32 protein-coding genes are annotated in these 26650 nt (G+C 47.6%); 26 read left to right on the top strand and 6 right to left on the bottom strand.

Annotation, left to right across the window (positions count from 1 at the left end):
- The first annotated feature begins 19 nt into the window (after window positions 1-19).
- From rplR to carA, 14 genes are all read left to right on the top strand, one after another.
- Window positions 20-373 (top strand): 50S ribosomal protein L18, encoded by a 354-nt coding sequence (gene rplR, locus J2Y43_RS06125; RefSeq protein WP_106594292.1) that lies wholly within the window; start codon window positions 20-22, stop codon window positions 371-373.
- 14 nt (window positions 374-387) lie between these two features.
- Entirely contained in the window at window positions 388-903 is a 516-nt protein-coding gene (gene rpsE / locus J2Y43_RS06120) for a 30S ribosomal protein S5 (protein ID WP_015813805.1), read from the top strand.
- Window positions 904-936: 33 nt separating this feature from the next.
- Window positions 937-1116 (top strand): 50S ribosomal protein L30, encoded by a 180-nt coding sequence (gene rpmD, locus J2Y43_RS06115; protein ID WP_090152043.1) that lies wholly within the window; start codon window positions 937-939, stop codon window positions 1114-1116.
- A gap of 12 nt (window positions 1117-1128) precedes the next feature.
- Complete coding sequence (gene rplO, locus J2Y43_RS06110; RefSeq protein ID WP_015813807.1) at window positions 1129-1575, top strand: 50S ribosomal protein L15; 447 nt, start codon at window positions 1129-1131, stop codon at window positions 1573-1575.
- A gap of 60 nt (window positions 1576-1635) precedes the next feature.
- The gene (gene secY / locus J2Y43_RS06105) at window positions 1636-2949 is read left to right on the top strand and encodes a preprotein translocase subunit SecY (RefSeq protein WP_223401960.1); all 1314 of its coding nucleotides are present in this window, start codon (window positions 1636-1638) and stop codon (window positions 2947-2949) included.
- A gap of 1 nt (window position 2950) precedes the next feature.
- A complete protein-coding gene (gene map / locus J2Y43_RS06100; RefSeq protein ID WP_309980789.1) occupies window positions 2951-3748 on the top strand; it encodes a type I methionyl aminopeptidase in 798 nt (265 codons plus the stop codon).
- A 12-nt stretch (window positions 3749-3760) separates the two neighbouring features.
- The gene (infA, locus tag J2Y43_RS06095) at window positions 3761-3979 is read left to right on the top strand and encodes a translation initiation factor IF-1 (RefSeq protein ID WP_015813810.1); all 219 of its coding nucleotides are present in this window, start codon (window positions 3761-3763) and stop codon (window positions 3977-3979) included.
- Between the two features lie 39 nt (window positions 3980-4018).
- Window positions 4019-4135, top strand: a complete 117-nt coding sequence (gene ykgO, locus J2Y43_RS06090) for a type B 50S ribosomal protein L36 (RefSeq protein WP_015813811.1) — start codon at window positions 4019-4021, stop codon at window positions 4133-4135.
- Between the two features lie 5 nt (window positions 4136-4140).
- Entirely contained in the window at window positions 4141-4518 is a 378-nt protein-coding gene (rpsM, locus tag J2Y43_RS06085) for a 30S ribosomal protein S13 (protein ID WP_090152054.1), read from the top strand.
- A gap of 42 nt (window positions 4519-4560) precedes the next feature.
- A complete protein-coding gene (gene rpsK / locus J2Y43_RS06080) occupies window positions 4561-4956 on the top strand; it encodes a 30S ribosomal protein S11 (RefSeq protein ID WP_015813813.1) in 396 nt (131 codons plus the stop codon).
- A gap of 90 nt (window positions 4957-5046) precedes the next feature.
- Window positions 5047-5652, top strand: coding sequence for a 30S ribosomal protein S4 (gene rpsD / locus J2Y43_RS06075; RefSeq protein ID WP_309980790.1), 606 nt, complete (start codon window positions 5047-5049; stop codon window positions 5650-5652).
- 134 nt (window positions 5653-5786) lie between these two features.
- Window positions 5787-6776: a DNA-directed RNA polymerase subunit alpha gene (locus J2Y43_RS06070; RefSeq protein WP_019941751.1), complete on the top strand. Its 990-nt coding sequence runs from the start codon at window positions 5787-5789 to the stop codon at window positions 6774-6776.
- 72 nt (window positions 6777-6848) lie between these two features.
- Entirely contained in the window at window positions 6849-7397 is a 549-nt protein-coding gene (gene rplQ, locus J2Y43_RS06065; protein ID WP_223401964.1) for a 50S ribosomal protein L17, read from the top strand.
- Window positions 7398-7548: 151 nt separating this feature from the next.
- Window positions 7549-8658, top strand: coding sequence for a glutamine-hydrolyzing carbamoyl-phosphate synthase small subunit (gene carA / locus J2Y43_RS06060; RefSeq protein ID WP_309980791.1), 1110 nt, complete (start codon window positions 7549-7551; stop codon window positions 8656-8658).
- A 59-nt stretch (window positions 8659-8717) separates the two neighbouring features.
- Here carA and J2Y43_RS06055 read toward each other — a convergent pair whose 3' ends face one another.
- A complete protein-coding gene (locus J2Y43_RS06055) occupies window positions 8718-9419 on the bottom strand; it encodes a rhodanese-like domain-containing protein (protein ID WP_309980792.1) in 702 nt (233 codons plus the stop codon).
- Window positions 9420-9547: 128 nt separating this feature from the next.
- Between J2Y43_RS06055 and eno the strand changes: the two genes are divergently transcribed.
- The 5 genes from eno to J2Y43_RS06030 all read left to right on the top strand — a co-directional run bounded on the left by eno (window position 9548) and on the right by J2Y43_RS06030 (window position 14722).
- Window positions 9548-10819, top strand: coding sequence for a phosphopyruvate hydratase (gene eno, locus J2Y43_RS06050; RefSeq protein ID WP_223401970.1), 1272 nt, complete (start codon window positions 9548-9550; stop codon window positions 10817-10819).
- Window positions 10820-10879: 60 nt separating this feature from the next.
- Window positions 10880-11212: a septum formation initiator family protein gene (locus J2Y43_RS06045; RefSeq protein WP_223401972.1), complete on the top strand. Its 333-nt coding sequence runs from the start codon at window positions 10880-10882 to the stop codon at window positions 11210-11212.
- Window positions 11213-11252: 40 nt separating this feature from the next.
- Window positions 11253-12785, top strand: a complete 1533-nt coding sequence (gpmI, locus tag J2Y43_RS06040) for a 2,3-bisphosphoglycerate-independent phosphoglycerate mutase (RefSeq protein WP_309980793.1) — start codon at window positions 11253-11255, stop codon at window positions 12783-12785.
- 77 nt (window positions 12786-12862) lie between these two features.
- Window positions 12863-13438, top strand: a complete 576-nt coding sequence (locus J2Y43_RS06035) for a hypothetical protein (RefSeq protein WP_309980794.1) — start codon at window positions 12863-12865, stop codon at window positions 13436-13438.
- Between the two features lie 330 nt (window positions 13439-13768).
- Window positions 13769-14722 carry a hypothetical protein gene (locus J2Y43_RS06030; RefSeq protein WP_223401977.1) on the top strand — a complete coding sequence of 318 codons (954 nt, stop codon included), beginning with the start codon at window positions 13769-13771 and terminating at the stop codon, window positions 14720-14722.
- A gap of 63 nt (window positions 14723-14785) precedes the next feature.
- Here J2Y43_RS06030 and J2Y43_RS06025 read toward each other — a convergent pair whose 3' ends face one another.
- The 4 genes from J2Y43_RS06025 to J2Y43_RS06010 all read right to left on the bottom strand — a co-directional run bounded on the left by J2Y43_RS06025 (window position 14786) and on the right by J2Y43_RS06010 (window position 18412).
- On the bottom strand, window positions 14786-15679 hold the full coding sequence (locus tag J2Y43_RS06025; protein ID WP_309980795.1) for a polyphosphate kinase 2 family protein: 894 nt from the start codon (window positions 15677-15679) through the stop codon (window positions 14786-14788).
- 31 nt (window positions 15680-15710) lie between these two features.
- The gene (locus J2Y43_RS06020) at window positions 15711-16286 is read right to left on the bottom strand and encodes a non-canonical purine NTP diphosphatase (protein WP_309980796.1); all 576 of its coding nucleotides are present in this window, start codon (window positions 16284-16286) and stop codon (window positions 15711-15713) included.
- A gap of 132 nt (window positions 16287-16418) precedes the next feature.
- Window positions 16419-17330, bottom strand: a complete 912-nt coding sequence (locus J2Y43_RS06015) for an FKBP-type peptidyl-prolyl cis-trans isomerase (protein WP_309980797.1) — start codon at window positions 17328-17330, stop codon at window positions 16419-16421.
- A 47-nt stretch (window positions 17331-17377) separates the two neighbouring features.
- The gene (locus tag J2Y43_RS06010; protein ID WP_309980798.1) at window positions 17378-18412 is read right to left on the bottom strand and encodes a bifunctional oligoribonuclease/PAP phosphatase NrnA; all 1035 of its coding nucleotides are present in this window, start codon (window positions 18410-18412) and stop codon (window positions 17378-17380) included.
- Window positions 18413-18617: 205 nt separating this feature from the next.
- Between J2Y43_RS06010 and J2Y43_RS06005 the strand changes: the two genes are divergently transcribed.
- On the top strand, window positions 18618-19037 hold the full coding sequence (locus tag J2Y43_RS06005) for a nucleoside-diphosphate kinase (RefSeq protein WP_309980799.1): 420 nt from the start codon (window positions 18618-18620) through the stop codon (window positions 19035-19037).
- 73 nt (window positions 19038-19110) lie between these two features.
- Here the strand turns inward: J2Y43_RS06005 and J2Y43_RS06000 are convergent, their stop codons facing one another.
- Complete coding sequence (locus J2Y43_RS06000; protein ID WP_309980800.1) at window positions 19111-19626, bottom strand: fasciclin domain-containing protein; 516 nt, start codon at window positions 19624-19626, stop codon at window positions 19111-19113.
- A gap of 95 nt (window positions 19627-19721) precedes the next feature.
- Here J2Y43_RS06000 and J2Y43_RS05995 point away from each other — a divergent pair, with 95 nt between their 5' ends.
- From J2Y43_RS05995 to J2Y43_RS05970, 6 genes are all read left to right on the top strand, one after another.
- Window positions 19722-20357, top strand: coding sequence for a DUF1080 domain-containing protein (locus J2Y43_RS05995; RefSeq protein WP_309980801.1), 636 nt, complete (start codon window positions 19722-19724; stop codon window positions 20355-20357).
- A 129-nt stretch (window positions 20358-20486) separates the two neighbouring features.
- Window positions 20487-22646, top strand: a complete 2160-nt coding sequence (locus J2Y43_RS05990) for a TonB-dependent receptor (RefSeq protein ID WP_309980802.1) — start codon at window positions 20487-20489, stop codon at window positions 22644-22646.
- Between the two features lie 33 nt (window positions 22647-22679).
- Window positions 22680-23336 (top strand): hypothetical protein, encoded by a 657-nt coding sequence (locus tag J2Y43_RS05985; protein ID WP_309980803.1) that lies wholly within the window; start codon window positions 22680-22682, stop codon window positions 23334-23336.
- Between the two features lie 25 nt (window positions 23337-23361).
- Window positions 23362-24810, top strand: a complete 1449-nt coding sequence (locus J2Y43_RS05980; protein ID WP_309980804.1) for a histidine kinase — start codon at window positions 23362-23364, stop codon at window positions 24808-24810.
- Window positions 24794-25576, top strand: a complete 783-nt coding sequence (locus tag J2Y43_RS05975; protein WP_309980805.1) for a response regulator — start codon at window positions 24794-24796, stop codon at window positions 25574-25576. The genes J2Y43_RS05980 and J2Y43_RS05975 overlap by 17 nt, the downstream gene beginning before the upstream one ends.
- 317 nt (window positions 25577-25893) lie before the next feature.
- A complete protein-coding gene (locus J2Y43_RS05970) occupies window positions 25894-26646 on the top strand; it encodes an isoprenyl transferase (RefSeq protein ID WP_309980806.1) in 753 nt (250 codons plus the stop codon).
- Window positions 26647-26650 lie beyond the last annotated feature (4 nt).

The following is a 26650-nucleotide window of genomic DNA, read 5'->3' as shown; positions in this document are numbered from 1 at the left end:
AAGTAAGATAAGATTTAAGATGGCTAACGCAAAAGCAGATAGAAGAACACGCCTTAAACTTCACATCCGTAAGCGGGTGAAGGGAAGCGCAGAACGCCCGAGACTATCAGTCTTCCGTTCGAACACAAGCATATATGCTCAGATTATCGATGATATCAAAGGAATTACCCTTGCAAGTGCATCATCGGTAGAACTGGGAGGCAGAAAAGAAAACGCAAACGTTGAAGTTGCTGCCCAGGTAGGTAAAAAGATCGCTGAGAAAGCGCAGGAAGCAGGTATCCAGGCAGTGGTTTTCGACCGTAACGGATATTTGTACCACGGTAAGGTAAAAGCATTGGCCGACGGAGCTCGTGAGGGTGGCCTGAAATTCTAAGTATAACAAAGACTATGTCTACAAATACAAGACCTTCAAAGGTTAACGAATCAGACCTGAAAGAGCGCGTTGTAGCGATCAACCGGGTAGCAAAAGTAGTAAAAGGTGGTCGTCGTTTCTCCTTCTCTGCCATCGTGGTAGTTGGAGACGGAAACGGAGTTGTAGGTTACGGATTGGGCAAAGCCAATGAAGTAACTGACGCGATCGCCAAAGGAATTGACGATGCTAAGAAAAACCTGATCCAAATTCCTATGCTTAAACATACCGTTCCTCACGAAATGGAAGGTAAGTTCAGCGGTGGTTTCGTTCTGATCAAGCCGGCTGCTCCTGGTACAGGGGTACTGGCAGGTGGCCCGATGCGCGCGGTATTGGAAAGTGCAGGTATCAAAGACGTACTTGCGAAATCCAAAGGTTCTTCGAACCCGCACAACGTAATTAAGGCTACAATTGACGCTCTTTTGAAAATGAGAGCTCCGCATCAGGTTGCTTTCCAACGCAGCGTTAAATTGGAAAAAGTATTCAACGGATAATCCTTCGGGATTATCCTCAATCTGAGAGTAATCATGTCAAAAGTACGTATTACACAAGTTAAGAGCACAATTGACCGCCCTGAGAACCAAAAGCTGACAATTAAAGCGTTGGGCCTTGGTAAACTGAACCGGTCTGTTGAGAAAGAAAACAGCGATGCCATCGCGGGAATGATCCGCAAGGTAAGCCACTTGGTTAAAGTTGAAGAAATTTAATATACGAATAGTATGAATTTAAGTTCATTAAAACCGGCTGCTGGTTCCGTTAAGGTAGGAAAGCGGGTTGGACGTGGCCAGGGTTCCGGAAAAGGAGGCACTGCTGCACGTGGACACAAAGGAGCGCAGTCGCGTTCAGGTTACAGCCGCAAGCTGGGCTTTGAAGGTGGTCAGATGCCTCTTCAAAGACGTTTGCCGAAATTCGGTTTCAACAACATCAACCGCGTTGAATACAAGGCGTTGAACCTGGATGCAATCCAGGCGTTGGTTGAGAAAACCGGAGCTGCGGTAGTAACTTTGGATCTGATTCGTGAAAATGGTCTCAGCGCAAAGAATGACCTGGTTAAGATCCTTAACCGTGGTGAAATCACTTCTGCGGTTGAAGTTCAGGCTCATGGGTTTTCTGCGTCGGCTATCGAGTCTATCGAGAAGGCGGGAGGTAAAGCAGTTAAATTGTAATTTAGCTGCGATACCCGACAGAATTTGTTTACTTTGAACAGAGCGTTGTAAGCCCAGAAGATGAAACGATTTTTAGAGACTATAAAACACATATTTGCGATTGAGGAGTTGAGAACACGTATTCTCAACACTCTTTTGTTTATAACGATCTTCCGGTTGGGGTCTTACGTTGCGTTGCCAGGTGTTGAACCTGATCAAATGAATGTATCCTCTCAGGGATTGTTGGGGTTGCTGGATACTTTCTTAGGTGGCGCTTTTAGCAAAGCGTCCATTTTTGCGTTGGGTATCATGCCTTACATCTCCGCTTCCATTGCAATCCAGCTTTTGACTATGGCATTGCCATATTTCCAGAAGATGCAGAAGGAAGGGGAATCAGGACGTAAAAAGCTGAACCAAATCACCCGGGTTCTGACTATCGTTGTTACACTTGTTCAAGGTACTGCGTATTTGAATACCACTGTACCTGACGAGGCTCTTCTGGTTTCCAGAAGCATGTTCACCGTTTCGTCTGTATTCGTACTGACAGCGGGTACAATGTTCTGTATGTGGCTCGGTGAAAGAATCACAGACAAGGGTATCGGTAATGGTATTTCGATGCTGATCATGATCGGTATCGTTTCGCGTTTCCCTGGTGCGATCTATAAAGAATTCGTATCAAGAGGTAGCGGCCAGATTCTTGTTTTTGTATTGGAAATTGTCGCTCTGTACTTTGTGATTATGGGTGCGGTAATGTTGACTCAAGCTGTTCGTCGTATTCCTATCCAGTATGCTAAGCAAGTGGTGGGTAACCGCGTAATGGGTGGTCAGCGTCAATATCTTCCATTGAAATTGAATGCAGCAGGTGTAATGCCGATCATTTTCGCCCAGGCTCTGATGTTCATCCCTTCACTGGGTGCGTCATATTTCGCTGAGAAAAGTGATTTTGCCAGCAACGTAGCCACGATTTTTGCTAACTACACAACCTGGCAGTACAACCTCCTGTTCGCAGTATTGATTATTGTATTTACGTTCTTCTATACCGCGATTTCGGTAAACCCTCAGCAAATCGCTGATGATATGAAGCGTGGAGGCGGGTTTATCCCCGGTGTGAAACCAGGTCAGCAGACATCTGAATACATCAGCTCTGTGTTAGACCGTATCACCTTCCCTGGCGCATTGATGCTTGCAGTAGTTGCTACTTTGCCGGCATTCGCAAGCCTGCTGGGAATCTCGACTGACTTCGCTCACTTCTTCGGAGGAACTTCATTGCTGATCATGGTAGGTGTGGTGCTAGATACCTTGCAACAGGTTGAAAGCTACTTGCTGATGCGTCGCTACGAAGGTTTGATGAAGTCGGGACGTGTAAAAGGACGCACCGAGAGCGTAGCAATCTGAAATGATTTATCTTAAAACAGAAGAGGAAATCAACCTGATAAAGGTTAGTGCTCAAGTGCTCGGCAAAGCACACGCCGAAGTAGCTACCTGGGTTAAACCGGGTGTTACAACCGGAAAGCTGGACGCAGTTGCTGAGGAGTATATCAGAGACAACGGTGGGATCCCTTCATTCAAGGGATTCAACAAGTTTCCGGCCTCTCTTTGTATATCGGTTAATGAAGTTGTAGTCCACGGGATTCCCGGGGGCTACGTGCTAAAAGAGGGGGACATCGTTTCCATCGACTGCGGGGTCAAGCTGAATGGCTATCATAGCGACAGCGCGTACACTTACCCGGTGGGAGAAGTTTCCAAAGAAGTGATGAACCTCCTTACCGCAACCAAGAAATCCCTGTACAAGGGTATCGAGCAAGCGGTAGACGGCCTTCGGATAGGAGATATCGGCCACGCGGTTCAAAGTTTTGTTGAAGACCGTGGTTATACAGTGGTGAGAGAATTGGTAGGGCATGGAGTGGGCAGGGATCTGCATGAAGCTCCGGAAGTACCGAACTACGGGAAGAGAGGCAAAGGAATACGGTTGAGAGAAGGGATGGTTTTGGCCATCGAGCCAATGATCAACCTGGGAGCGAAAGGAGTTGTGCAAGAGCGCGACGGCTGGACGATCCGGACTAACGACAGAAAGTATTCCGCGCATTTCGAACATACCGTAGTTGTGAGAAAAGGGAAGGCTGAAATTCTGACAACATTCGATTACATTGAAAAAGTGACGGCCAACACCAGCCTTATGGTTGAAGTACAGTAACAAACGCTACGAATGGCAAAACAAGCATCAATCGAACAAGACGGAGTAATTCTCGAAGCATTGTCAAACGCAATGTTTCGTGTTGTATTAGAGAACAAGCATGAAGTGATAGCGCACATCTCAGGTAAAATGAGAATGCACTATATCAAAATATTGCCGGGTGACAGAGTAAAGCTGGAAATGTCTCCTTACGACCTATCGAAGGCCCGGATTACATATCGGTACAAGTAAGGGGATCGATTACCTTAAATTAACACTTAGTTTAATCAGATGAAAGTCAAAGCATCAGTAAAGAAACGCAGCGAGGACTGCAAGGTTATCCGCCGGAAGGGTAAAGTGTACGTTATTAACAAGAAGAACCCACGGTATAAACAAAGACAAGGATAATAATTATGGCACGTATTGCAGGAGTAGACATTCCAGATCGCAAAAGAGGCGAAATCTCATTGACTTATATTTTCGGGATCGGCCGTAGCTCGGCTAAGAAAATCCTCGAAAAGGCAGGTGTTGATTTGAATAAAAAAGTGATCGACTGGACCGACGAAGAGTCTGGTGCGATCCGTGGGGTTATTGCTGGGGAATTTAAAGTTGAAGGCGCTCTTAAGTCTGAGGTTCAGTTGAGCATTAAGCGTCTTATGGATATCGCTTGTTATCGTGGTCTCCGTCACCGTAAAGGATTGCCTTTGCGTGGTCAGAGAACGAAAAACAACTCACGTACTCGTAAGGGTAAACGCAAAACTATCGCGAACAAGAAAAAGGCTACTAAATAATAAAGTGAGCGGTGGAGCGATCCACAACTTATTCCAAGAGCAATGGCACAGAATAAAAGAAAAGATAAAGCAAAAAAGAGAGTGGTTGTTGTTGAGCCTGTTGGTCAGGTTCACATCAAAGCTTCTTTCAATAATATCATCATCTCAATTACCAACAGCAACGGACAAGTTATCTCTTGGGGTTCTGCCGGTAAAATGGGATTCCGTGGTTCTAAGAAGAACACTCCATATGCAGCACAAACTGCTGCACAGAGCGCTGCGCAAGTTGCGTTCGACCTCGGAATGCGTAAAGCAGAGGTTTTCGTTAAAGGACCAGGATCAGGCCGTGAGTCTGCGATCCGTACTATCCAGAATGCAGGTATCGAGGTGACCACTATCCGTGACATCACTCCGCTTCCGCACAACGGATGCCGTCCTCCAAAACGCCGTAGAGTATAGTAATTAGTTAGTACCGCAAGGTACCCATTCGTAATTTGGACACTGGGGTTACAGAATGGTTTTTATCAATTTAGTAAACAAATAGTTTTAATGGCACGTTATACAGGTCCCAAAACCAAAGTCGCAAGACGTTACGGAGAGCCCATCATGGGCCCAAGCAAAGCGCTTGCAAAGAAAAATTACCCTCCCGGAATGCACGGAAAGGGTCGTCGGTCAAAGAAGTCGGAGTACGCTCTGCAATTGGCTGAGAAACAAAAAGTGAAATTCATCTACGGTATCCTCGAAAGACAATTCCGTAGCCTGTTTGAGAAAGCTTCTGTAAAAGACGGTATCACGGGTGAAAACTTGTTGAAGTTCTGTGAAGCACGTCTGGATAATACAGTTTACCGCTTGGGTATCGCTCCCACGCGTCGTGCTGCCCGCCAGCTCGTTTCGCACAAGCACATCCTGGTTGACGGTGAAATCGTGAACATCCCTTCTTATTCATTGCGTCCAGGCCAGGTTGTTACCGTTCGTGAGAAATCTAAATCTCTCGAAGCTGTAACCGACAGCCTTGCAGGACATAGTTCAAAAGGTTTTAGCTGGTTGGAATGGAACGGTCAGGAGCTTTCTGGCAAATTCATTACTTTCCCAGACCGCGAGTCAATTCCAGAAAACATCAACGAGCAGCTGATCGTTGAATTGTATTCTAAATAATAATCTTCATATTACATGCACTCCCCGGATATCCGGGGTAGTGCTTTTTTTGCTGGCAACAGCGCAATTTTGCGATCGCAAAGGTAAGGTAGCGTGATCAACTATCATTTACTACTATAAAAGGAGCAAGGACTATGTCAATATTAGCTTTCCAAATGCCTGATAAGGTCGTCATGGAGAAAGCAGACGACTTTCACGGGTTGTTTGAGTTTAAGCCTTTAGAGAAAGGATACGGCGTAACCATTGGTAATGCGTTGCGTAGGATTCTCCTTTCGTCTTTGGAAGGTTACGCCATCACGAGTGTGAAGTTCCCAGGCGTGCTTCACGAATTTTCTTCTATCGAAGGTATAGTTGAGGATGTTACGGAAATCATCCTGAACCTGAAAATGGTTCGTTTTAAAAAAGTTTCTGACCTGAGTGAAAGCAGGATCGTTGTAAACCTTAAAAATGTATCGGTAATCACTGCCGGCGACATTGGCAAGTTTACAAGCGCATTTGAGGTCCTGAATCCGGATCTGGTCATTTGCCATATAGATGATCAAAAGGAGTTCGAAATGGAACTTCTCTTGGATAAAGGTAGAGGTTACGTACCGGCAGACGAGCCACGGGCTAATGAGCTTCCGTTCGGCTACATCGCGGTAGACTCCATTTATACGCCTATCAAAAATGTGAAATACAGCGTTGAAAACACGCGTGTTGAACAGCGTACCGACTACGAACGTCTTTTGATCGACATCCAAACCGATGGTTCAATCCACCCGGAAGATGCATTGAAAGGCGCTGCCAATATTCTGATCCAACACTTCATGCTGTTCTCTGACCAAACTATGACGTTTGAGAAGCAGAAAGCAGAAGAAGACAATCAGGTTGATGAGGAAATGCTGCGTATGAGAAAACTGTTGAAGACTTCATTGTCTGAACTGGATCTTTCAGTACGCGCTTACAACTGTTTGAAATCTGCGGATGTGAAAACTTTGGGTGACCTGGTAAGACTCGAAATTTCTGATATGATGAAATTCCGGAACTTCGGTAAGAAATCACTCACTGAGTTGGAGCAACTCGTAGCCGACAAGCAGCTCACATTTGGAATGGACGTGTCGAAGTACCGTCTGGACGAGGATTAATTAAATTCCATCATAAGTATGTATTCTGTAGCGCGCTAACCGCGCCGCTCGAAGCAACTAAACAACAAAACAATGAGACACGGTAAAAAGGACAATCACTTAGGAAGAACCGCATCACACCGCAAGGCGATGCTCTCAAACATGGCTTCCTCTTTGATCCTTCACAAAAGAATTGAAACAACCCTGGCTAAGGCAAAAGAACTTCGCAAGTTCGTTGAGCCTCTGCTGACTCGTGCGAAAGAAGATACTACCCACAACAGAAGGATAGCATTCTCTTACCTGAACGACAAAGAATCTACGAAAGAACTTTTCGGTGTCGTTTCAGACAAAATCGCATCTCGTCCGGGCGGTTACACTCGTATCATCAAATTGGGCAACCGTTTGGGTGACGCGGCTGAAACTGCTTTGATCGAGCTGGTTGATTTCAACGATGCACTGTTGCTTGCTAACGCCGACAAACCTGCTAAGACTCGTCGTAGCAGAAGAGGTGGTAAGAAAGAAGGAGCTGTTGAAGCTGCTCCTGTAAAGAAAGAAGATCATCCGATCGTAGCGGAAACTGAGGCTCCTGCCGAAGAAGCTCCGAAAACAGAAGAAACACCAGGCGAAACTGAAAAAGAATAGTTTGGAAATCGGAAATTGAAATATAGGAAAAGGGTTGAACGGTTTCGTTTAACCCTTTTTTTTGAGTAAAAAGTCGTATTTTTGCACCAAAATTGAGCCGGCCGCCTGAAAATGGCCCAGAACAGGCCGGGAAATAGATTTAAACCATAATATGAATCAGAAAAAGGAAGCTCTGTTGTTGCTAGAAGACGGAACAGCATACAAAGGACTCGCTTTGGGTAAAAGTGGAACCACAGGTGGCGAAATTTGCTTTAACACGGGCATGACCGGCTACCAGGAGATTTACACAGACCCTTCCTATTACGGTCAGATCATCGTAAATACCAACTCGCACATCGGTAACTACGGCGTGCAGCTGGAAGACGAGGAGGAATCTGGCTCGGTTAAGATCCGCGGGATGGTTTGTAACACATTCTCACAGATCTACTCGCGTGACACCGCTGATTTCTCTCTGCAAGAGTATTTCGAAAGAGCAAACATCGTTGGTATCAGCAATGTGGACACACGCCACCTCGTGCGCCACGTGCGCGAGAAGGGGGTAATGAACGCCATTATTTCTTCTGAGATCCTCGATGAAGTGGAACTGATGAAAGAATTGAAGAAAGTGCCTTCTATGGATGGATTGGAGCTTTCTTCGGAAGTAACAACCGAGGAGCCTTACTTCATGGGCGACGAGGCCACTGCCAAGTTCCGTGTTGCGGTAATGGATTATGGCATTAAGAAGAGCATTCTGCTAAACCTGACTTCAAGAGGCTGCTATTGCAAGGTTTTCCCTGCACAAACGTCTTACGAAGAGGTACTGGAATGGAACCCCGACGGTTTCTTTATCTCGAACGGCCCGGGCGATCCTTCGGCAATGCCTTATGCGGTTGAAAACGTGGGCCAAATGGTGGAAACAGCTAAGCCGCTTTTCGGTATCTGCCTTGGTCACCAGTTGCTGGCGCTGTCGAGTGGGATCAATACCTATAAAATGCACCACGGCCACCGCGGCTTGAACCACCCGGTGAAAAACCTGATCACAGGTCTTTGCGAAATTACTTCGCAGAACCACGGTTTCGCAGTGAAGCCCGACGAGATCGAAAGCCACCCGGATATCGAGGTTACACACATAAACCTCAATGACAGGACAATCGAAGGTATCCGTAGAAAGGATTACCCGGCATTCTCGGTGCAGTACCACCCGGAAGCATCGCCTGGTCCGCACGATTCACGTTACTTGTTCGATGAGTTCATTAAGTTGCTCGAAGCAAGCAAAGCATAAAATCAAAAGGCTCCTCCACGTAATGTGAAGGAGCCTTTTTCGATAACGCTGGTATTGATTTACAGTTGGGCATCCAGCAACGCGCGAAATTCCTTTTCTTCCATAAAGCCGTTCTTGCGCGAAACGAGCTTGCCGTTTTTGTACAACAGAAATGCCGGGAGCTCTTCAACGCCGAGTTCTTTCACCAGTGCTTTATTGGGGTCGTAAGCGATCGTTTCGATCCTGGCCTTACCCATGTATTCCTTTTGCAAGTTCGCAACGGTAGGCAGCATTTTCACGCAAGGCGGGCACCATTTGGCGTGAATGTCGATCAGGACGACCTTTTCGGAATTTATGATTTTGTTAAATTCTGAGGAGCTCATTCCCTTCACGCCAGCCTTGTTGGCGCCTTCCACGGCCTTGCCCGAAGTATTCCATTTCAGGTAGCCGCCTTTCATATCATAAACTTCTTTAAAACCGCTTTCGTGCAATGCGGTAGCGGCTGCGGCGCTCCTTCCTCCGGAGAGGCAATACACGTACACCGGCTTGTTCTTGTCGAGTTTTGCAATTTTTCCCTTGAAATCAGGACTTTTATAATCTACGTTCGCAGCTTTCGCCAAATGGCCCTCGCCATACTCGTCGGGCGTGCGCACGTCCAGCAGCTGGGCGTCGCCGGATTTGGCCAGTTGTTTTTCGAATTCGTCGGTAGTGAGCTGTTTCTGAGCTTGTAATGCAAGGGGTAGGCTAAGTAATGCGGTGGTCAGAATGTGGGTTAATCTCATAGTAAATGGCATGGTTGACTAGCCTGTAAATTTAGCCTAAAATGAATTCGAGTTTATGGATAACGATTTTTTTGCGTTATTTTGTACCGTTAACCATATTCCAAATTTAATTAAACCACAAGCTGCAAATGAGTACGATTCAGTCAGTACATGCAAGACAAATTCTGGATTCAAGAGGAAACCCTACAATAGAAGTTGATATTCGTACCGAGAATGGTTATCTGGGACGCGCTGCAGTTCCTTCCGGAGCTTCTACCGGTAAGCACGAGGCAGTTGAGCTTCGCGACGACGACAAGAGCGTTTACGTTGGAAAAGGAGTTTTGAAAGCGGTTGAAAATGTAAACGACATCATTTTCCCTGAACTGATCGGCTGCTCGGTATTCGAGCAGAACCTTATTGATAAAATCATGCTGGAACTGGATGGCACGCCTAACAAAGCGAAGTTGGGTGCGAATGCGATCCTGGGTGTTTCTCTGGCTGCTGCGAAAGCTGCTGCACAGGAAGCTAACCTTCCATTGTACCGTTATGTGGGTGGTACCAACGCCAACACATTGCCGGTACCAATGATGAACATTCTGAACGGAGGTAGCCACGCGGATAACTCTATCGATTTCCAGGAGTTCATGATCATGCCTGCCAAAGCTGATACATTCTCGCAAGCATTGCGCATGGGTGTTGAAGTTTTCCATACTCTGAAAACCGTTTTGAAAAGCAAAGGCTACTCGACCAACGTAGGTGACGAAGGTGGTTTTGCCCCAAACATCAAATCGAATGAAGAGGCTATCGAAGTAGTGCTTCAAGCTATCGAGAAAGCAGGTTACAAGCCAGGCGAAGAAATCTTTATCGCTATGGATGCTGCTGTTTCCGAATTCTACGAAAACGGCCTTTACCACTTCAAAAAATCAGACGGCCGCAAGCTGACTTCTGATGAAATGGCTGACTACTGGACTCAATGGGTGGCTAAATACCCTATCATCTCAATTGAGGATGGTATGGACGAAGACGATTGGGCTGGTTGGAAAACCCTCACAGACTCTATCGGCAAGAAAACCCAGCTGGTAGGTGACGATTTGTTCGTTACAAACGTAACTCGTCTGCAACAAGGTATCGAATCACAAATCGCTAACGCGGTATTGGTGAAAGTAAACCAGATCGGTTCTTTGACTGAAACCATCGATACTGTAAACCTCGCAAAACGCAACAGCTATAAGAGCATTATGTCGCACCGTTCAGGTGAAACAGAAGATGCTACCATCGCTGACCTCGCGGTTGCATTGAACACAGGCCAGATCAAAACCGGTTCGGCTTCACGTTCTGACCGTATGGCGAAATACAACCAGCTTCTCCGTATTGAAGAAGAACTGGGCGAAAGCGCATACTTCCCAGGATTGAAATTCTAATTCAAACCATATAAGAGCCGGAGCCCAGTGCTCCGGTTCTTGTTTAAGGGTATTTCAAATATGAAAAACCACTCATTCTGGTCTCTGCACACATTAAAGAACTTCTATATCGCCACGTTCGTCGTGTGGCTGATATGGATATTGTTCCTCGACAATAACAATATCCGGGTCGTGATGTCGAACCGGATGAAAATGAAAGATCTCGAAAAGGAAAAAGCGATTCTGGAAACGAAGATCAAAGAGGTGAAAAAAGAGCGGAATGAGGTTTTCGGAAATCCTAAAATGCTTGAAAAGTGGGCGCGCGAGAAGTTTATGATGCGTAAACCCAACGAAGAAGTATATGTGATTGTGGACGAAAACAATCAGCCTGTCGAAAGTAAAAAGGAAGAGTAGGCTATTACTCTTTTAAATATCATCTTAATTTCAGAATACATTGAGCAAGAAAGTCATCCTCATTATCATGGACGGCTGGGGAATCGCCAAAGTCGGCGAGGAGAACCGTTCCGCTATCCTGGCGGCAAATACCCCATTCTACGATTCCATTCTTCAAAAATACCCGCATAGCAAACTCGAAGCGAGTGGCCTGGCCGTGGGCTTGCCCGACGGACAAATGGGTAACTCCGAAGTAGGGCATACAAATCTCGGTGCCGGTCGCGTGGTTTATCAGGACCTGGTAAAAATCAACCTCGCGGTATCCGAAGGCACGCTCGCACAGGAGCCCGCTCTCGCGCAGGCGCTCGACTACGCGAAAGCAGAAGGCAAGAAAATCCATTTCATCGGTCTCGTTTCAGATGGCGGCGTGCATTCGCACATCGATCATTTGAAAGGCCTTTGCCAAATCGCTGCTGACCGTGGTCTGAACGACGTCTTCGTACATGCATTCACCGACGGCCGCGATACCGATCCTAAGAGCGGGCTGGGCTTCCTGACCGAGTTGACCGAATCGATGGCGCAAAGCACCGGCCGCATTGCCAGCATTACCGGTCGCTATTACGCAATGGACCGCGATAAGCGCTGGGAGCGCGTGAAACTGGCTTATGATGCCATGGTGCACGGGGAAGGCAAGCACGTGCCGGCGGCCGACGTTTTGAAAGCTGTACAAGCTTCCTATGAAGAAGGTGTTACCGACGAATTCATCACGCCGATCATCGCTACCAATGCGGACGGATCTCCGCTTGCATTGATCCAGGACGGCGACGTAGTGCTTTGCTTCAACTTCCGCACCGACCGCGGCCGCGAGATCACGCAGGCGCTCACGCAGCAGGATTTCCACGAGCAGAATATGCATAAGCTCAATTTGAAATACGTCACCATGACCAACTATGATGACACTTTCAAAGGCGTGGATGTGATTTTTGATAAAGATAACCTCAACAATACCCTCGGCGAAGTGCTCGAATCGGCTGGTAAGAAGCAGATCCGCATTGCTGAAACCGAGAAATACCCACACGTTACATTCTTCTTCTCGGGAGGCCGCGAGAAGCCTTTCGAAGGTGAAAGCCGCTTGCTTTGCCCTTCCCCGAAAGTAGCGACCTACGATTTGCAGCCCGAAATGTCGGCATTCGACATTCGCGATGCGATCGTGCCTGAGTTGGTGAAAGAAGAAGTAGATTTCGTGTGCCTCAATTTTGCTAACCCCGACATGGTAGGCCATACCGGTGTTTTCGAGGCGGCTGTGAAAGCTTGCGAGACGGTTGATCAATGCGTACAGGCTGTGGTAACAACCGGTTTGGAGCACGGCTATTCGTCGATCATCATCGCCGACCACGGTAACTCGGATTACATGTCGAATGACGATGGCTCGCCGAATACTGCGCATTCATTGAACCTTGTGCCGTGCATTCTGGTGGATAATGAATACCAAAAGCCGATCAACAATGGAAAACTGGCTGACATCGCGCCGACTATTCTGGCATTGATGGGAATTCCGCAGCCGGCAGAGATGACGGGAACAAGCATTCTCTAAAACTTTCAGACATCGATTGATGTTAACCCACAGAGAGTCCTTCGGGCTCTCTGTTTTTTTAGCCACATCTTCAACCCATGCATTACCGCTTCCTTACTATCGTCGCAGTAGCTCTGTTATCTTTATTGGTATCCTGTCGTCCGGAAGAAACCCGCGACGACGCCCCGAAAGCCTATTATGATTTAAAGGGTTTCATTGAAAATCAGATCGTGTATTTGAATGAAAAGAAACCGGAAGTTAGCAAGACGGCGATCCTCGGAAGCAAACGCGAAACTTCGAAAACGCGCGAAGTAGATTGGAAGAAGGAGCTCGAACTGTTTGTACAGGCTGATATTAACAAACCTTCTTATCGCCAGAGTTACGAAGTGCTTCAAAACGGCCCACTCAGTTATGAATACCGCATTAAACCAGGCAATGACCTGCCCGTATCTTATTTGAAGATCGATACAGATTCCGTTTTAAAGCAGCCATTACGTGTCGAGGCTTTGATCCGCGCGTCAAATAAGGTCTATAACTCCGAGAAGAAACTACTTCTCAATGCGGTGAAACGGAATAACCTCCTGGAAATAAATACCTATGATGTAACCGGTTACCAGAAGCTCATATTTGTGGAGAAGAAGGTATTCGGTATTCATGGTGAAATAGGACTTTAACGGGGCAATTGCATTATTTTCTATGTACCTCTACACCATATTTTGTGGTAACATTACCCAATTTTCCAACTGTAAATTTGAGATAGCCAGCGGTTTGTAGGAATTTTCCGGATTGAAAAATATCATTTTAAAAGAGCCAAATTCATGATAATGAGGCTCTTTTTTGCATTTCAAGGGGATTTGTGGATTTCGAATATATGGCCTGTTTGAGTCGTCGGCATTGAGCGGCACAGAATTGTTTGATATGAAAGCAGAACAGCATGTAGACCCGGATTTAATTTTTAACCTGTCTCCATGAGAAACTAAATCACACAAGTAAACTTAATATCAATGCAACAAGAACAGAAAAATAAGCAGAGCATCGCCTGGGCAATGGTAGTTGTCCTTGGGCTTGCAACAGCCATGTTCGGCTACTTGTTCACAACTCAAAAACAAGAGTTGACCCAGCAAGAGTCAATGGTAGTCGAAAAGGCAAGAGAGTTGGCTGTAACCAAAACTAAACTGGATTCTATTTCCACCGTATTGGATGCGAAAATTGCGGAAGTTGAGAAATTGGGAGGTGATGTTACAGAGCTGACCAAAATGAAGGAGAAACTCGAAGCTGATAAGGTAGCATTCAGCCGCAGCAGAAGAGTTGAAACCAACAAGTATCTCGGCAAAATCAAGGAATACGAAAAATTCCTGGCTGAGAAAGACGAGATGATCGCACAGCTAAAAGCTGAAAATGAGCAACTGGTAGCAAGCAATGACTCCCTGCACACACACGTGGGAACGCTTACTAGCGAGCGTGAGCGACTGGTACAACGTCAGGCTGAGCTGACCGACTCGGTAACTACTTTCACTGCGCAAAACAAAGAGTTGAGCGCAAAAGTAAGCAAAGCTGCTGCACTGAAAGCACAGAACCTGAAAGTGCTTGCCGTGAATTCACGCGGTAAAACCAAAGACAAAGACGAATACAAAGCCAGCCGTGTTGACAAGCTGAAACTGGTTTTCAATCTTCCGGAAAACGAGTTGACTGCTCAGGAGCCAAAAGATATTTATGTACGTGTGTTGGATCCTGATGGAGCGGTTGTAGCTGACGATGCTACTGGCTCAGGTGAGTTTGAAATCGATGGCGCACCATCCAAATTTACAACCCGTGAGTCGATCGCTTATCAAAACAACAACCAGAAAGTGGAGATGTTGTACGATAACGCCAACAAGTTCCGCCCTGGAAAATATAATGTGGAGCTGTATGCGGAAGGATACAAAATTGGTGGCGGTAATTTCACCATCAAGAAATAAGATATAACTTCACACCATGCATAGCTATAAGGCCGTTGATCATTGATCAACGGCCTTCCTTTTTTAGGGCTGTTTCGTTTGGGCGTTGATAACGTCGATAAAATGGCGGAGCTCTTCGGTGCGCGCGGGCCCGGATTCGGGGTAGGACATTTTGAGCTTCTTCAATTCTTCGGCAACGATTTTAGCTACGGTCAGGCGCAGGTTTTTCTTATCATCAGCCGGGATTACGTACCACGGAGCCTTTTTGGAGGCGGTTTCATTGATACAATCCTCATATGCCTGCATATATTCGGCCCATTTGTCGCGTACTTTCACATCCTGCTCCTCAAATTTCCAGTTTTTGGAAGGATCTTCAATGCGTTCTATCAGTCGCTCGGCCTGCTCTTCTTTTGATACATTCAGGAAAAACTTGATTACCCGGATACCGTTGTGGTACAGGTATTTTTCAAGATTGCGGATATCGGAATAGCGGTGTTTCCAAAGCTTATCCAGATCCTCCGTCAGCTCCGCGGGCAGGCGCTGCGATTGCGTCAGGATTTCGGGCTGCACTTTTACGACCAGTACTTCTTCATAATAGCTCCGGTTGAAGATCGTGATCGTGCCGCGCTGAGGAAGTACCAGGTTGGTGCGCCAGAGAAAATCGTGACCCAGTTCGGTTTCGGTTGGTCGTTTGAAAGAATGGATTTTAACGCCAACAGGGTTCACGCCCGACAGCACGTGTTTGATAGTCCCGTCTTTCCCGGCCGCATCCATAGCTTGAAAAATAACCAGCAGGCCGTATCTATTGTGCGCGTACATCATGCTTTGCAATTCATCCAGCTCCTTCGCCGATTCTTCCTGCATCGCTTCATACTCTGCCTTGTCGGCGTAAATATCCTTGAAACGTGTTTTGGCCTTACTGATGTCAAATTTTTTGCTACCGTCGTAGCGATAATCATCCGAATTGAAGTCCGACATGTCCGTACGATTTAAATGATGAATAAAAATGTCACTGGCCTTTCAGGAAAGCCACGAGCTTCGCGAATGCGCGTGCGCGGTGGCTCAGTTCTGATTTTTCCTGCATGGTCATTTCAGCGAATGTGCGCGAGTGCCCCTCCGGAACGAATATCGGGTCATAACCAAAGCCATTGGTGCCGCGTTTCTCATCGATAATGGTGCCTTCCACGGTTCCTTCAAATTGATGGTACTGGCCTTTCCAGGATAATGTGATGACGGTCAGAAAGCGCGCCGCTTTGTTGGGCTTGTCTGCAAGGTTTTTGAGAAGCAGGTCGATATTGTCGTTGGAATCGCGCTGCGCACCGGCGTAGCGTGCGGATTTGACGCCTGGTTCGCCGTTCAGCGCGTCGACGACGAGGCCGGTGTCGTCGGCAAAGCAATCTATGCCGAAATTGTCCTGGACGAACCGCGCTTTTTCATGGGAATTTTCGGCGATGGTGTCGAACGGCTCGGGAATATCGGTATCGCAGCCGATGTCGCTTAATGTGACCAGCTCGAACTGGTCGCCGAGCAATGCCTGTATTTCTTCGAGTTTATGCCGGTTGTTGGTGGCGAAGCAAAGTTTCATGCGTAAAATGATTGTGATCGGAGTGCATTTTACGCAAAAAATGGGAAGGGTTAAATGCCACGAAGGCACGAATATTCACGAAACCATTCGTGTCAATTCGTGCCTTCGTGGCATTTATAAAAAGTCGAAGCTTTACTTAGCCGGAGCAGGTGTAGGTAATGCAGGGCCGGCAGCTGGTTTAGCGCCTTTTGTAAAGTCGATCAGTTCCATTTCGAACTGCAATACCGAGTTGCCCGGGATTGGTCCGTAAGTTTCAGGTCCGTAAGCAAGGCCCGAAGGGATCAGCAACAAGCCTTTCTCTCCTTTTTTCATCAGCGTAATACCTTCGTCCCAACCCTGGATTACCATTCCGGCGCCTACTTGCAAGTCGAGTGGTTTGCCCTGGTTTTTAGAGCTGTCGAACTCTTTGCCGTCGAGGAACTTGCCAGTGTAATGTACTTTCACATTGTCGCCCGCAGTAGGACTTGCGCCTGTTCCTTCGGTTTGTGGTACGTATACAAGGCCGGAAGCTGTTTTTCTTGCTTTTGCTTTCAGGTTGTTTTTAACCAGGTAATCGTCGATGATTTTCGCGTCGATATCCTTTTGTTTTTTACCAGCCTCAGCTTGCTGCTTCTGGAATTCTTCCGAAGTGAGTACGCTTACTACTTTCACGGTAAAGCTCAGTTCAGAACCCTTTTTGATCATCGGAGGCATTGGCTGACCGATTTTCGCGAACAACGTATCTGCATTAACCAAAAACTTAGCGCTGTCGCCGGTAGCGAGCATGGTAAGACCTTCCTCAAAGCTGCCTTTGTAAGGAGGAGCCTGTAATACCATTTTCACCGGATTTTTCTCTTTATATGTATCGCGGAGCGTAGAGTCGGTACCATTCTTCAATACCAGGTGGAATGTCATGATATCCCCCAGTTTAGCCTTTCTTGCATCGTCTTCGTGATCGAAAAGCGTGTATTTAAGGCCGCTTTCGGTAACCTGCTGACGATGTTGATTGCAAGCGGCTGCGAGAATAGTTATGCCCATCGCATAACCGATTGTTTTTAAATTCATTGGGACGTGTTAATTAGAAGATATTTTGGTGAATGTGGAATTTAAGTTTAGTCAACGCTTAAAAGTTCTTCCTGGTATGACGGAAGTATGCTTAAAAATCTTGCAACTGTTTCATTTACTGATTGTTCGGAACGGCCTCCCGATGCATTCTTATGCCCGCCACCGCTGAAATGCGTGCTGGCAAGGTCGCGCACCGAGAACGAGCCCACCGAGCGGAACGAGATCTTGACCTCGCCTTTGCGTTCGATAAACATGGCCGACATCACGACATTTTCGACCTGCAAACCGTAGTTTACGATCCCCTCCGTTTCACCCGATGCCGAGTTGAATTTTTGCAATTCCGCTTCGGTAAGGACCATATAAGCCGTGCGGTATTCCGGAAGCACGGTGAGTTTGTTGCAAAGCACATAACCCAGGAATTGCAGGCGCGAAAGCGGCGCATTGTCATAGATCAGTCGGTGTACACGGCTCGAATCGAAACCGGTACGCATCAGATCGGCTACCGCGAGGTGCACAGCAGGCGTCACATTGCCGTGGCGGAACGAGCCGGTGTCGGTCATAATGCCTGCGTAGAGGCATTCGGCCATCGGGATGTCGAAAATCTGTTCGGCAGGCAAGCCGCCTTCCATTTCCTTTACCAGTTCATACACGAGCTGTGCCGTAGCGGCCGCTGTGGTATCCCAAACCATCCATTTCGCAAAATGCTCCGGTTCGAGGTGGTGGTCGATCATCATTTTCGGTGCCGCAGCGTCTTGTACTACCTTACCGAGGTCTTTCAACCGCGATAATGCCGAAAAATCGAGACAGCAGATCAGCGTCGCCTGCTCGATTTTCTTCTTGCATTTACCTTGCTCGGAGGCCTTTTCGTACACGAGCACATGCTCCATGCCCGAGAGCCAGCGAAGGTTCGCAGCATAGTCGGTAGGGCTGATAACCGTTACTTCATGTCCTTTTTTGAGCAAATAACTGGCCCAGCCCAGGGATGAACCCAATGCATCAGCATCCGGATCGCGGTGCGTTGTGATAACAATTTTTTGGGGTTGGGATAAAAAAGAGCGAAGCTCTTCAATGGTTTGATTCACAGTGACTTAGTTCAAAAGAGGTATTTCCTGTTTGCTTAGAGCCCACAAAATTAACAAAACTGTTGGGATTTGCTTCATGATACGCGGTAAAGGCTGGCAATCAGGCGATGATTTAACATTAGGAGGCCGTTTGAGGACGAAAGGTTCGGTATTTTAAAATGAAATATAGTAGCTTGCAGTCAGTATCAATAATAGCCAAGTACGTATGCCAACGAATAAGACATTTACCATGATCAAGCCTGACGCTGTGAAGGATGGTCATTCGGGTTCCATCATCAAGATGATCGAAGCAGCAGGATTCCGGATTGTGGCCCTGAAAAAAACGCAACTTACCTCCGAGCGTGCCGGTGAATTTTACGCCGTGCACAAGGAGCGTCCCTTCTACAATGATCTTTGCCAGTATATGTCGTCCGGAGCGATCATCCCGATGATCCTCGAAAAGGAGAATGCAGTGGCAGATTTCCGTACGCTCATTGGCGCTACCAACCCGGCAAATGCCGACGAAGGTACTATCCGCAAATTGTTTGCGATATCGATCGAAAAGAATGCGATCCACGGATCGGATTCAGACGAAAACGCTGAAATCGAAGGGAATTTCTTCTTCTCGCATGTAGAGCAGTTTTGAGAAGATTAGCATATTAAAATGGAAAACCCCGAGGCGTGATGCTTCGGGGTTCTGTTTTTTATGCTTCGTATGACTATTTAACCTTTACAAACAAACTGTCGACTATCTGAATGATCGCATTAGATGCATTTACATTTCTTCTCGCGATTTCAGATCCGTTGATGGTAAATGAAGTGTCTTTTTTGGCAACTTCAAGTTTGAACTTTTTGTATACCGCATCATATTTTCCTGGTTTGAGTTCGGCATACGAATACAGACCTTTCAAAACGTGGCTGTTCAGGAAATCTCGTACAGTATCCTTCGGCATGTGTGTGATTTGCGATGCACTGGTAATTTTAGCTTTATTGAAAGCCGCGTCCGATGGGAGAAAAAAAGTAGCATCCTGCGCTTTTAAAGCATCAGAACCTTCTGTATAAATGACGAGCTCTTTCAGAATGCTGAACTCAGGATTTTCGCGAATAACATCGGAGACAGTTTTCTGACCGACCATGTCGGCTTTGTCTTCCTTACAAGAAATCAAAATCGTTGAAAATAGCCCTGCTGCCAAAAAAAATGTTGCCCAACGCCCCCCAAAACGGTTTTTTTTCATAGCTTTCCAAGTGGTTAATTTTCGTAAAACTAATGCAAAATGTAGTTTGATAGAATTTGTAACCATAAATTTTTAATCCTAATCCTATAACCACCATGTTAAAATTGAGACGATTGATCGTCGCCGGAGCAGCCGTATTGATGCTTAATTCGGCGTTTTTTGCGCTGAAAGGCCCCTCCGCCGATCCATTGAAAAAGCCCGTTAAATTATTCAACGGAAAAGACCTGAAAGGTTGGACCGTCCACGGTACCGAAAAATGGTACGTGGAGGGCGGCGAGCTCATCTGCGAAAGCGGCCCCGACAAGAAGTACGGATACCTCACTACCGACAAATTTTACCAGAACTTCGATTTGTCCCTGAAATTCAAACAAGAGGCGAATGGTAACAGCGGTGTATTTTTCCGCTCTACCGTGGAAGGCACCAAAGTTTCGGGCTGGCAGGTAGAAGTGGCGCCGCCAAACCACGACACCGGCGGCATTTACGAGTCGTACGGCCGCAACTGGCTCGTACAGATCCCGGAAGAGAAAGAAGGCTTCCTGAAAATGGGCGAATGGAACACGTTGCGCATCCGCGCGGTAGGCGATCGCACGCAAACCTGGCTCAACGGGCACGAAATGGTAGATCTTACCGACGCTAAAATCGGTGCGGGTGAAGGCTCGATCGCATTGCAGATCCACGACGGCGGCGGTATCAAGGTGCGCTGGAAAGACATCTTGCTGGAAGAGCTCTAAAACCGGCGGTTTTCATTCCGCCACCGGGCAAATTCATCCGCCCGAAACCGGCACTTCGTCGGAAATCACTTACTAAACGGCTTCATGGCCAATAGATTTGTGTCAACAGTTGCACATAATCTATTAGCCATGAAGCTTTTTTATTGTCTGTTGCTATTCGTTACCCCGGCCGTTTTTGCCCAAAAGAGCATTCAGGGCAAGGTAACCGACCACAAAGGAAATGCATTGTCCGGAGCGAATGTGTTCCTGAAAGGTACCTACGATGGCGGAACGACCGACGCGAACGGTGTTTTCGCATTCCAGACCTCGGAGTCGGATACAGCTACCATCGCGGCGAGCTATGTAGGTTTCGAAGTTTTTGAGAAGAAGGTTAATCTGAAAGAAAATATATCCGCAATGACTATCAAGCTTGATGAACTCGCTAACGAACTGAATACCGTGGTGATCACCGCGGGGGCGTTCGAAGCGTCGGATGAAAAGCGGATGGCCATGCTGAAACCGCTGGATATTGTCACTACGGCCGGTGCAGCGGCGGATATTACCGGGGCAATGCAGTTTTTGCCCGGCGCACAGCGCGTAGGGGAGCAGGAGGGGCTATTTGTAAGAGGCGGCTCCGGCCAGGAAACCAAGATCGTGATCGACGGGATGATCGTCCAGAACCCGTTTTTCAGCTCGCTGCCCGATGTACAGTCGCGGGGGCGGTTCAATCCATTTATGTTTAAAGGCACTTCATTCAGCACCGGCGGTTATTCGGCGCAGTACGGGCAGGCATTGTCGTCGGTATTGCTGCTGAATACGACGGATAAAATCAGTAATAATGGATTAGGGATTAGTCTCAACCTCGCGAATGCGGGTTTGAATTATGATTACTCCAATAAAAACCAATCGGTGTCGGCGGTGGTTTACTATGGCAACTTGCGGCCGCTGTTCAAGCTGGTGAAGCAGAATGTGGAATGGATCCACGCGCCGGAATTCAAAGGCTCTTCCCTGACCTACCGCTGGAAACCGACCAAAAATGGCGTGCTGAAAGTGTACGGCATGTATTCCGACAGTCATTTGAGCATGAGTAGCAAGGACCCGTCGTCGGAAACCGGCAAAATGCGGTTGGTTTTGAAAAACAACAATGCATTCACCACCAGTACCTATACCGACTCCTGGGCCGAAGGCCGCTGGACGCTGAACTCGGGCCTTTCGTACAGCCGTAATAAGGACAATATGACCTGGGACGGCGTCAACTTCGACCGCTTCGACGAGCGTACGCAGGCGCGGATCGTGCTCACGCGCCTGCTCACGGGCAACAATACCATTCTTTTCGGCGCCGAGGCGCATGCCATCACTATCGGGAATGGCGTGGATGGTACATTATATAAGTTGAAAGACCGGTATGCGGCCGCATTCGTGGAGTCGGAGATTTACATTACCCGGGCATTGGCGGGGCGCATTGGCGTCAGGAGCGAGTATTCGTCGGTGATCAGCCGTGCTAATGTGGCTCCCAGATTGTCATTTGCATTAAAAACCGGTCGGTACAGCCAGATTTCCCTGGCCGCCGGGCAATTTTACCAAAACCCTGACTACCGGTATTTGTATTTAAATAAATCCTTGAAATATGAACGCGCCGACCATTTGATCCTCAATTACCAGATCATCAAAAACCAGCGCACATTCCGCGTCGAGACGTTCTATAAAAACTACGCGCAGCTCGTCCGCGAATTCACCGGCCAGAAATACGACGCCGACCCCTATCGCTTCCCGTGGGGCACCACCAACAATGGCGGCAATGGCTACGCCCGCGGTTTCGACTTTTTCTGGCGCGACCAGAAATCCATCAAAAACCTCGATTACTGGGTTACTTACAGTTTTGTGGATTCCAAACGCCTTTTCCAGCAGTATGAACAGTCGGCCACACCGACATTCATTTCAAACCATAATATCAGCCTCATTACCAAAAAATGGTTCGAAAAGGCTAAAACCAACCTCAGCGCCACTTACGCATTCACCAGCGGTAGGCCTTACTACAATCCCAACAATGATGAATTCCTGAAAGACCGCACGCCCGCCGTGCATAATGTGAGCATTCAGGCCAGCAAGTTGCAGAGCATTAGAGGCAATCTGGTGATATTCTACGCCACGGTTGATAATATTCTCAATACCCGCAATGTATTTACCTACCGCTACACGCCCGACGGCAAAACGCGCTACGCCGTGGGCCCGCAGAGTTACCGGAGCTTTTTTGTAGGTATGCAGATCATGCTCTCGAAAAAGGCCAAAGTGGAGAAAGACGATTTTTAGATATTCATAACCAACATTTAAAACAGACAAGCAATGAAAAAGCTATTCACATTCGCGCTACTGTTCGTGTTCGCAACCGGCATCGCATGGGCGCAGAACGAAAAGTATACCCAGGCCATGGGCGACGGTATCAAAGCATTATTGGCCATCGACCGCTCCAAACCGGACCCGAAAAGCCTCGTGGACATTGCCAACCGCTTCGAACGCATTGCCGCAGCGGAGCCGAAAGAATGGCTGCCGAAGTATTATGCTGCCTATGCGAATGTGCTTCTCGGCTTCGCGGCGCCAACCCTGACAGAAAAAGATCAGTATCTCGATAAAGCAAATGCCTTATTGAAAGACGCGGATGGCATTGCCGGAAAGCCGAATGACGAAATCGAGGTTTTGAAAGCATATCAATCTCAAATCCACCTCGCGGCCGACCCGATGAACCGCTGGCAGGCGGACGGGGAGAAGTTCCAGGCGTTCCTGCAATCGGCGAAGTCGATCAATGCGGAGAACCCGCGGATATATTACCTGGAAGGTTCGAGCCTGTTTTTCACGCCCGAGGAATATGGAGGTGGAAAAAAGGTGGCCAAACCGATGCTCGAAAAGGCACAACAGAAGTTCAGCGCCTTCAAACCGGAAACTGCTATTCACCCGGATTGGGGTAAAATGGAAACCGAATGGATGCTTTCTCAGACAAACTGATATTAACGTTTAGGGTTTAAGTAGCATGGACGACAACAAGACGAAGCCGTTGCGCATGACAGCCTCATCGCTGGACGGAAGGGATTTCAGTAACATGGATCTGGAAAATGCAGATTTCAGCTTTTCGAGTTTGAAGGACATTAACTTCGACGGGGCCAATCTGCGCAATGCAAAACTTCGTTTCTCGGCCCTCGACCGGACGACCTTCCGGAACGCCGATCTGCGTAATGCGGATCTGAGTTTCAGTAGTTTGTCCGACGTGGACCTCAGCGGGGCAAGGGTAGAGGGGGCTAATTTCAGTTTTACTTCACAGGAAAGGTCATTCAACTGGCAGGATTTCAGCCTGATCGCCATTATCCAGAACCAGGGCTGGGTAGGCACACTCGTGGCCGCCATTCTCGGGGCGGTGATATTATATGGTTTTAATGCGATAGCCTATTTCACAGCTGAGTTGTCGTTTACCGAGGAGCCTATCCGGCTGGCTTTCTATAAATATCTGGTGATTCTCAATATCGCCACCGGCGTATGCACGATCCTGGTCACGCAGGGGCTCACGACCTGGCTGGATATGATTGTCAAAAGCTTGATTGCCAAGCATATTATCCTATCCATTGTTATCGTTTTCTTCGATAGTTTGCTGGCAATTTCAGTTCATTACTTTTTTGCGGCCGACATCGTAAGCCAGTACGTGGCGCGTTACCCGTCCGAGCCGTCGCAGAATGCACCCTGGTACTGGTACTCATGGGCGCCCATTGTAATTGCGAACGTGTTTTATTTCCTGAGCCGCGAAGGCCGGCAGATTTCGCGGAAGATCTCGGATCAGGAATATCAATTACTGAACCTCGAAAAGCTGAAAACCCGCGCCGAGCTGGACGCATTGCAGGCCCGCATTAACCCCCATTTTTTATATAATTCACTGAACAGCATTGCCAGTCTCGTGCACGAAGATCCCGACAAGGCCGAGGAGATGACACTGCTGCTTTCCAAACTTTTCCGCTACACGACCGGCCGCAAGACGAGCGATTATTTTGATACCATCGAAAATGAGCTGGAAATGGTGGAAACCTATCTGCAGGTGGAGAAAGTGCGTTTTGGCGACAGGCTGCGGTTTACGGTGGAAGTGGAAGAAGACTCTTTGAAAAGCCTGCAAGTACCGAAATTCATTTTGCAGCCCATTGTCGAGAATGCGATCAAGCACGGCATTTCACGCATGGCCGACCAGGGTAATATTGTGGTGAAGATTTATGAGAAAGACCAATGGCTGCATTTGTGCGTGCATGACAATGGTCCGGCATTCTCCGAGACTTTGGGTGCGGGTTACGGCATGCGCAGCATTCAGGATAAACTGAAACTGCTTTACGGTGACAATGCGCGCTTGGAACTGCTGAACCAACCGCACAAATCGGTTAATATTGCCATCCAGAAATCTGCTATTGAAAACCATCAACAATCCAATCATGCTTTTTCCGCTTAAAACGATCCTGATCGACGACGAACAGCTTGCTTTGAGCCGCCTCAGAAGGCTGCTCGAAAAGCACCCCGATACTTTCGACATCGTGTCGGAAGCCAAAAACGGCGCCGAGGGATTGGTTGAAATAGACAAACATCATCCCGACGTTATTTTTCTAGACATTGAAATGCCGCTGCTGAATGGCTTCGAAATGCTTTCCAAACTGACCAAAATGCCTTTGGTCGTATTTTCAACTGCTTACGACCAGTACGCGATCCGCGCATTCGAAGAGAACTCGGTGGATTACCTGCTGAAACCGGTAGAAAACGACCGGCTTTTGAAGACGATCGACAAGATTAAGAACATTACGCAGGCTGCCAACGGTAATGCGAGCAATCATAATCCCTATTCCGAAAACCTGTTACGGCTTTTGGAAGAAATGAAGCCGAAAAAGGAGATATTTTCGTTGTCGGTGAAATCCGGCGACCGCATTCTGCTGATCCCGATGACGGAAATCACGCATTTCGAAGCGGAAGAGAAATACGTTTTTCTGAATACACTCGACGGGCAGAAGTACCTGCTCAACTACACGCTTACTTCGCTTGAAGAGAAGCTTCCCAAGCATTACCTGCGCGTAAGCCGGGCGGGTATTGTCAACTCCCACCATATCAAGGAAATCCAGAAACACTTCAACGGCAAGTACGTGATCGTGATGCGCGACCGCAAGGCTTCGCAAGTCACCAGCGGAAGTACCTACGGTGACGCGATCCGCCATCTTCTTGATAATTAATCGAATTACACCCTGATTGTACCGGAATATTCATTTTGTAGACCTGATTCTTATTCCTAAATTGCGCCCTCGTTTAAATTTCCATTGTTATTTTGGAAGTTAATGTGTTGTCCATCAGGACTTTCTGATAGGCTGGTGGCGGGAGCAGGAATGAATTGTGCAGTTTTTCGGCACACATTGACAGGTTGCTGCGTATTAGTTTACTGGCAAAGTGATTCCTGAAATAACCCGAAGCGGCTGAAAATCATTCCCGACGGCAAGCGCTTCGAACATGTTGTTTTTGTTTTGTTAAAAAAGGTTAAAAGGAGTCAGGAGTAATGAAGGAGCTCATTGATACGGGCAATCTGCCAAAACACATAGCCGTTATCATGGACGGCAACGGAAGATGGGCCCAAAACCAGGGAGCAGCGCGTGTGTTTGGGCATCGTAATGCGATCAAGGCGGTGAGGGAAGTGACGGAAGGATGTGCGGAGCTCGGGGTTTCTTGTCTGACGTTGTATGCTTTTTCAACCGAAAACTGGGCACGCCCGGAGTTTGAAGTAAGGGCGCTGATGGAGCTGCTCGTGCAATCGATCGGTAACGAGTTGCCTACGATGATGAAAAACAACGTGAAGCTCGATACGATCGGGAATACGGCAAGCCTTCCGAAGAGCTGCCAGAACCAACTCGAAAAAGCTATCTGGGAGACACGCAACAATACCGGTCTGAATCTCATCTTGGCATTGGGTTACAGCGGCAAGTGGGACATTACCCAGGCAGCGCGCAAAATAGCCGAGGACATTCGAAACGGTGTTTTATTACCCGAAGAAATCAATGAAGAAGTAGTTGCAGGGAATTTGTCGACGGGCAGCCGCCCCGAGGTGGACCTGATGCTGCGGACAGGCGGTGACCACAGGATCAGCAACTTCCTGCTTTGGCAACTGGCATATTCTGAACTGTATTTTTATGAGGATCTTTTCTGGCCCGACTTCCGCCGGGAGCATTTGTACGAGGCGATACTTTCGTATCAGAACCGTGAAAGACGCTTCGGCAAAACGGGTGAACAAATTAAAGCGAATGGTGCTAAGTAGAATT

This window comes from Dyadobacter sp. BE31, from assembly GCF_031457695.1.
Classification (GTDB): Bacteria; Bacteroidota; Bacteroidia; order Cytophagales; family Spirosomataceae; genus Dyadobacter.
This window is presented reverse-complemented; position numbering and strand designations above follow the sequence as displayed.

Bases quoted from the DNA above. Each gene is read 5' to 3' on its own strand.
- J2Y43_RS06020 (WP_309980796.1), bottom strand. From the start codon at position 16,286: ATGAAACTTTGCTTCGCCACCAACAACCGGCATAAACTCGAAGAAATA.
- J2Y43_RS06005 (WP_309980799.1), top strand. From the start codon at position 18,618: ATGCCAACGAATAAGACATTTACCATGATCAAGCCTGACGCTGTGAAG.
- rpsK (WP_015813813.1), top strand. From the start codon at position 4,561: ATGGCACAGAATAAAAGAAAAGATAAAGCAAAAAAGAGAGTGGTTGTT.
- rplQ (WP_223401964.1), top strand. From the start codon at position 6,849: ATGAGACACGGTAAAAAGGACAATCACTTAGGAAGAACCGCATCACAC.
- rplO (WP_015813807.1), top strand. From the start codon at position 1,129: ATGAATTTAAGTTCATTAAAACCGGCTGCTGGTTCCGTTAAGGTAGGA.
- rpsM (WP_090152054.1), top strand. From the start codon at position 4,141: ATGGCACGTATTGCAGGAGTAGACATTCCAGATCGCAAAAGAGGCGAA.
- carA (WP_309980791.1), top strand. From the start codon at position 7,549: ATGAATCAGAAAAAGGAAGCTCTGTTGTTGCTAGAAGACGGAACAGCA.
- map (WP_309980789.1), top strand. From the start codon at position 2,951: ATGATTTATCTTAAAACAGAAGAGGAAATCAACCTGATAAAGGTTAGT.
- rpsD (WP_309980790.1), top strand. From the start codon at position 5,047: ATGGCACGTTATACAGGTCCCAAAACCAAAGTCGCAAGACGTTACGGA.
- J2Y43_RS05980 (WP_309980804.1), top strand. From the start codon at position 23,362: ATGGACGACAACAAGACGAAGCCGTTGCGCATGACAGCCTCATCGCTG.
- J2Y43_RS05975 (WP_309980805.1), top strand. From the start codon at position 24,794: ATGCTTTTTCCGCTTAAAACGATCCTGATCGACGACGAACAGCTTGCT.
- J2Y43_RS05990 (WP_309980802.1), top strand. From the start codon at position 20,487: ATGAAGCTTTTTTATTGTCTGTTGCTATTCGTTACCCCGGCCGTTTTT.
- J2Y43_RS06045 (WP_223401972.1), top strand. From the start codon at position 10,880: ATGAAAAACCACTCATTCTGGTCTCTGCACACATTAAAGAACTTCTAT.
- J2Y43_RS06025 (WP_309980795.1), bottom strand. From the start codon at position 15,679: ATGTCGGACTTCAATTCGGATGATTATCGCTACGACGGTAGCAAAAAA.
- infA (WP_015813810.1), top strand. From the start codon at position 3,761: ATGGCAAAACAAGCATCAATCGAACAAGACGGAGTAATTCTCGAAGCA.
- ykgO (WP_015813811.1), top strand. From the start codon at position 4,019: ATGAAAGTCAAAGCATCAGTAAAGAAACGCAGCGAGGACTGCAAGGTT.
- J2Y43_RS05985 (WP_309980803.1), top strand. From the start codon at position 22,680: ATGAAAAAGCTATTCACATTCGCGCTACTGTTCGTGTTCGCAACCGGC.
- J2Y43_RS05970 (WP_309980806.1), top strand. From the start codon at position 25,894: ATGAAGGAGCTCATTGATACGGGCAATCTGCCAAAACACATAGCCGTT.
- eno (WP_223401970.1), top strand. From the start codon at position 9,548: ATGAGTACGATTCAGTCAGTACATGCAAGACAAATTCTGGATTCAAGA.
- J2Y43_RS06035 (WP_309980794.1), top strand. From the start codon at position 12,863: ATGCATTACCGCTTCCTTACTATCGTCGCAGTAGCTCTGTTATCTTTA.
- J2Y43_RS06030 (WP_223401977.1), top strand. From the start codon at position 13,769: ATGCAACAAGAACAGAAAAATAAGCAGAGCATCGCCTGGGCAATGGTA.
- rpsE (WP_015813805.1), top strand. From the start codon at position 388: ATGTCTACAAATACAAGACCTTCAAAGGTTAACGAATCAGACCTGAAA.
- J2Y43_RS06015 (WP_309980797.1), bottom strand. From the start codon at position 17,330: ATGAATTTAAAAACAATCGGTTATGCGATGGGCATAACTATTCTCGCA.
- rplR (WP_106594292.1), top strand. From the start codon at position 20: ATGGCTAACGCAAAAGCAGATAGAAGAACACGCCTTAAACTTCACATC.
- J2Y43_RS06000 (WP_309980800.1), bottom strand. From the start codon at position 19,626: ATGAAAAAAAACCGTTTTGGGGGGCGTTGGGCAACATTTTTTTTGGCA.
- J2Y43_RS05995 (WP_309980801.1), top strand. From the start codon at position 19,722: ATGTTAAAATTGAGACGATTGATCGTCGCCGGAGCAGCCGTATTGATG.
- rpmD (WP_090152043.1), top strand. From the start codon at position 937: ATGTCAAAAGTACGTATTACACAAGTTAAGAGCACAATTGACCGCCCT.
- J2Y43_RS06055 (WP_309980792.1), bottom strand. From the start codon at position 9,419: ATGAGATTAACCCACATTCTGACCACCGCATTACTTAGCCTACCCCTT.
- secY (WP_223401960.1), top strand. From the start codon at position 1,636: ATGAAACGATTTTTAGAGACTATAAAACACATATTTGCGATTGAGGAG.
- J2Y43_RS06070 (WP_019941751.1), top strand. From the start codon at position 5,787: ATGTCAATATTAGCTTTCCAAATGCCTGATAAGGTCGTCATGGAGAAA.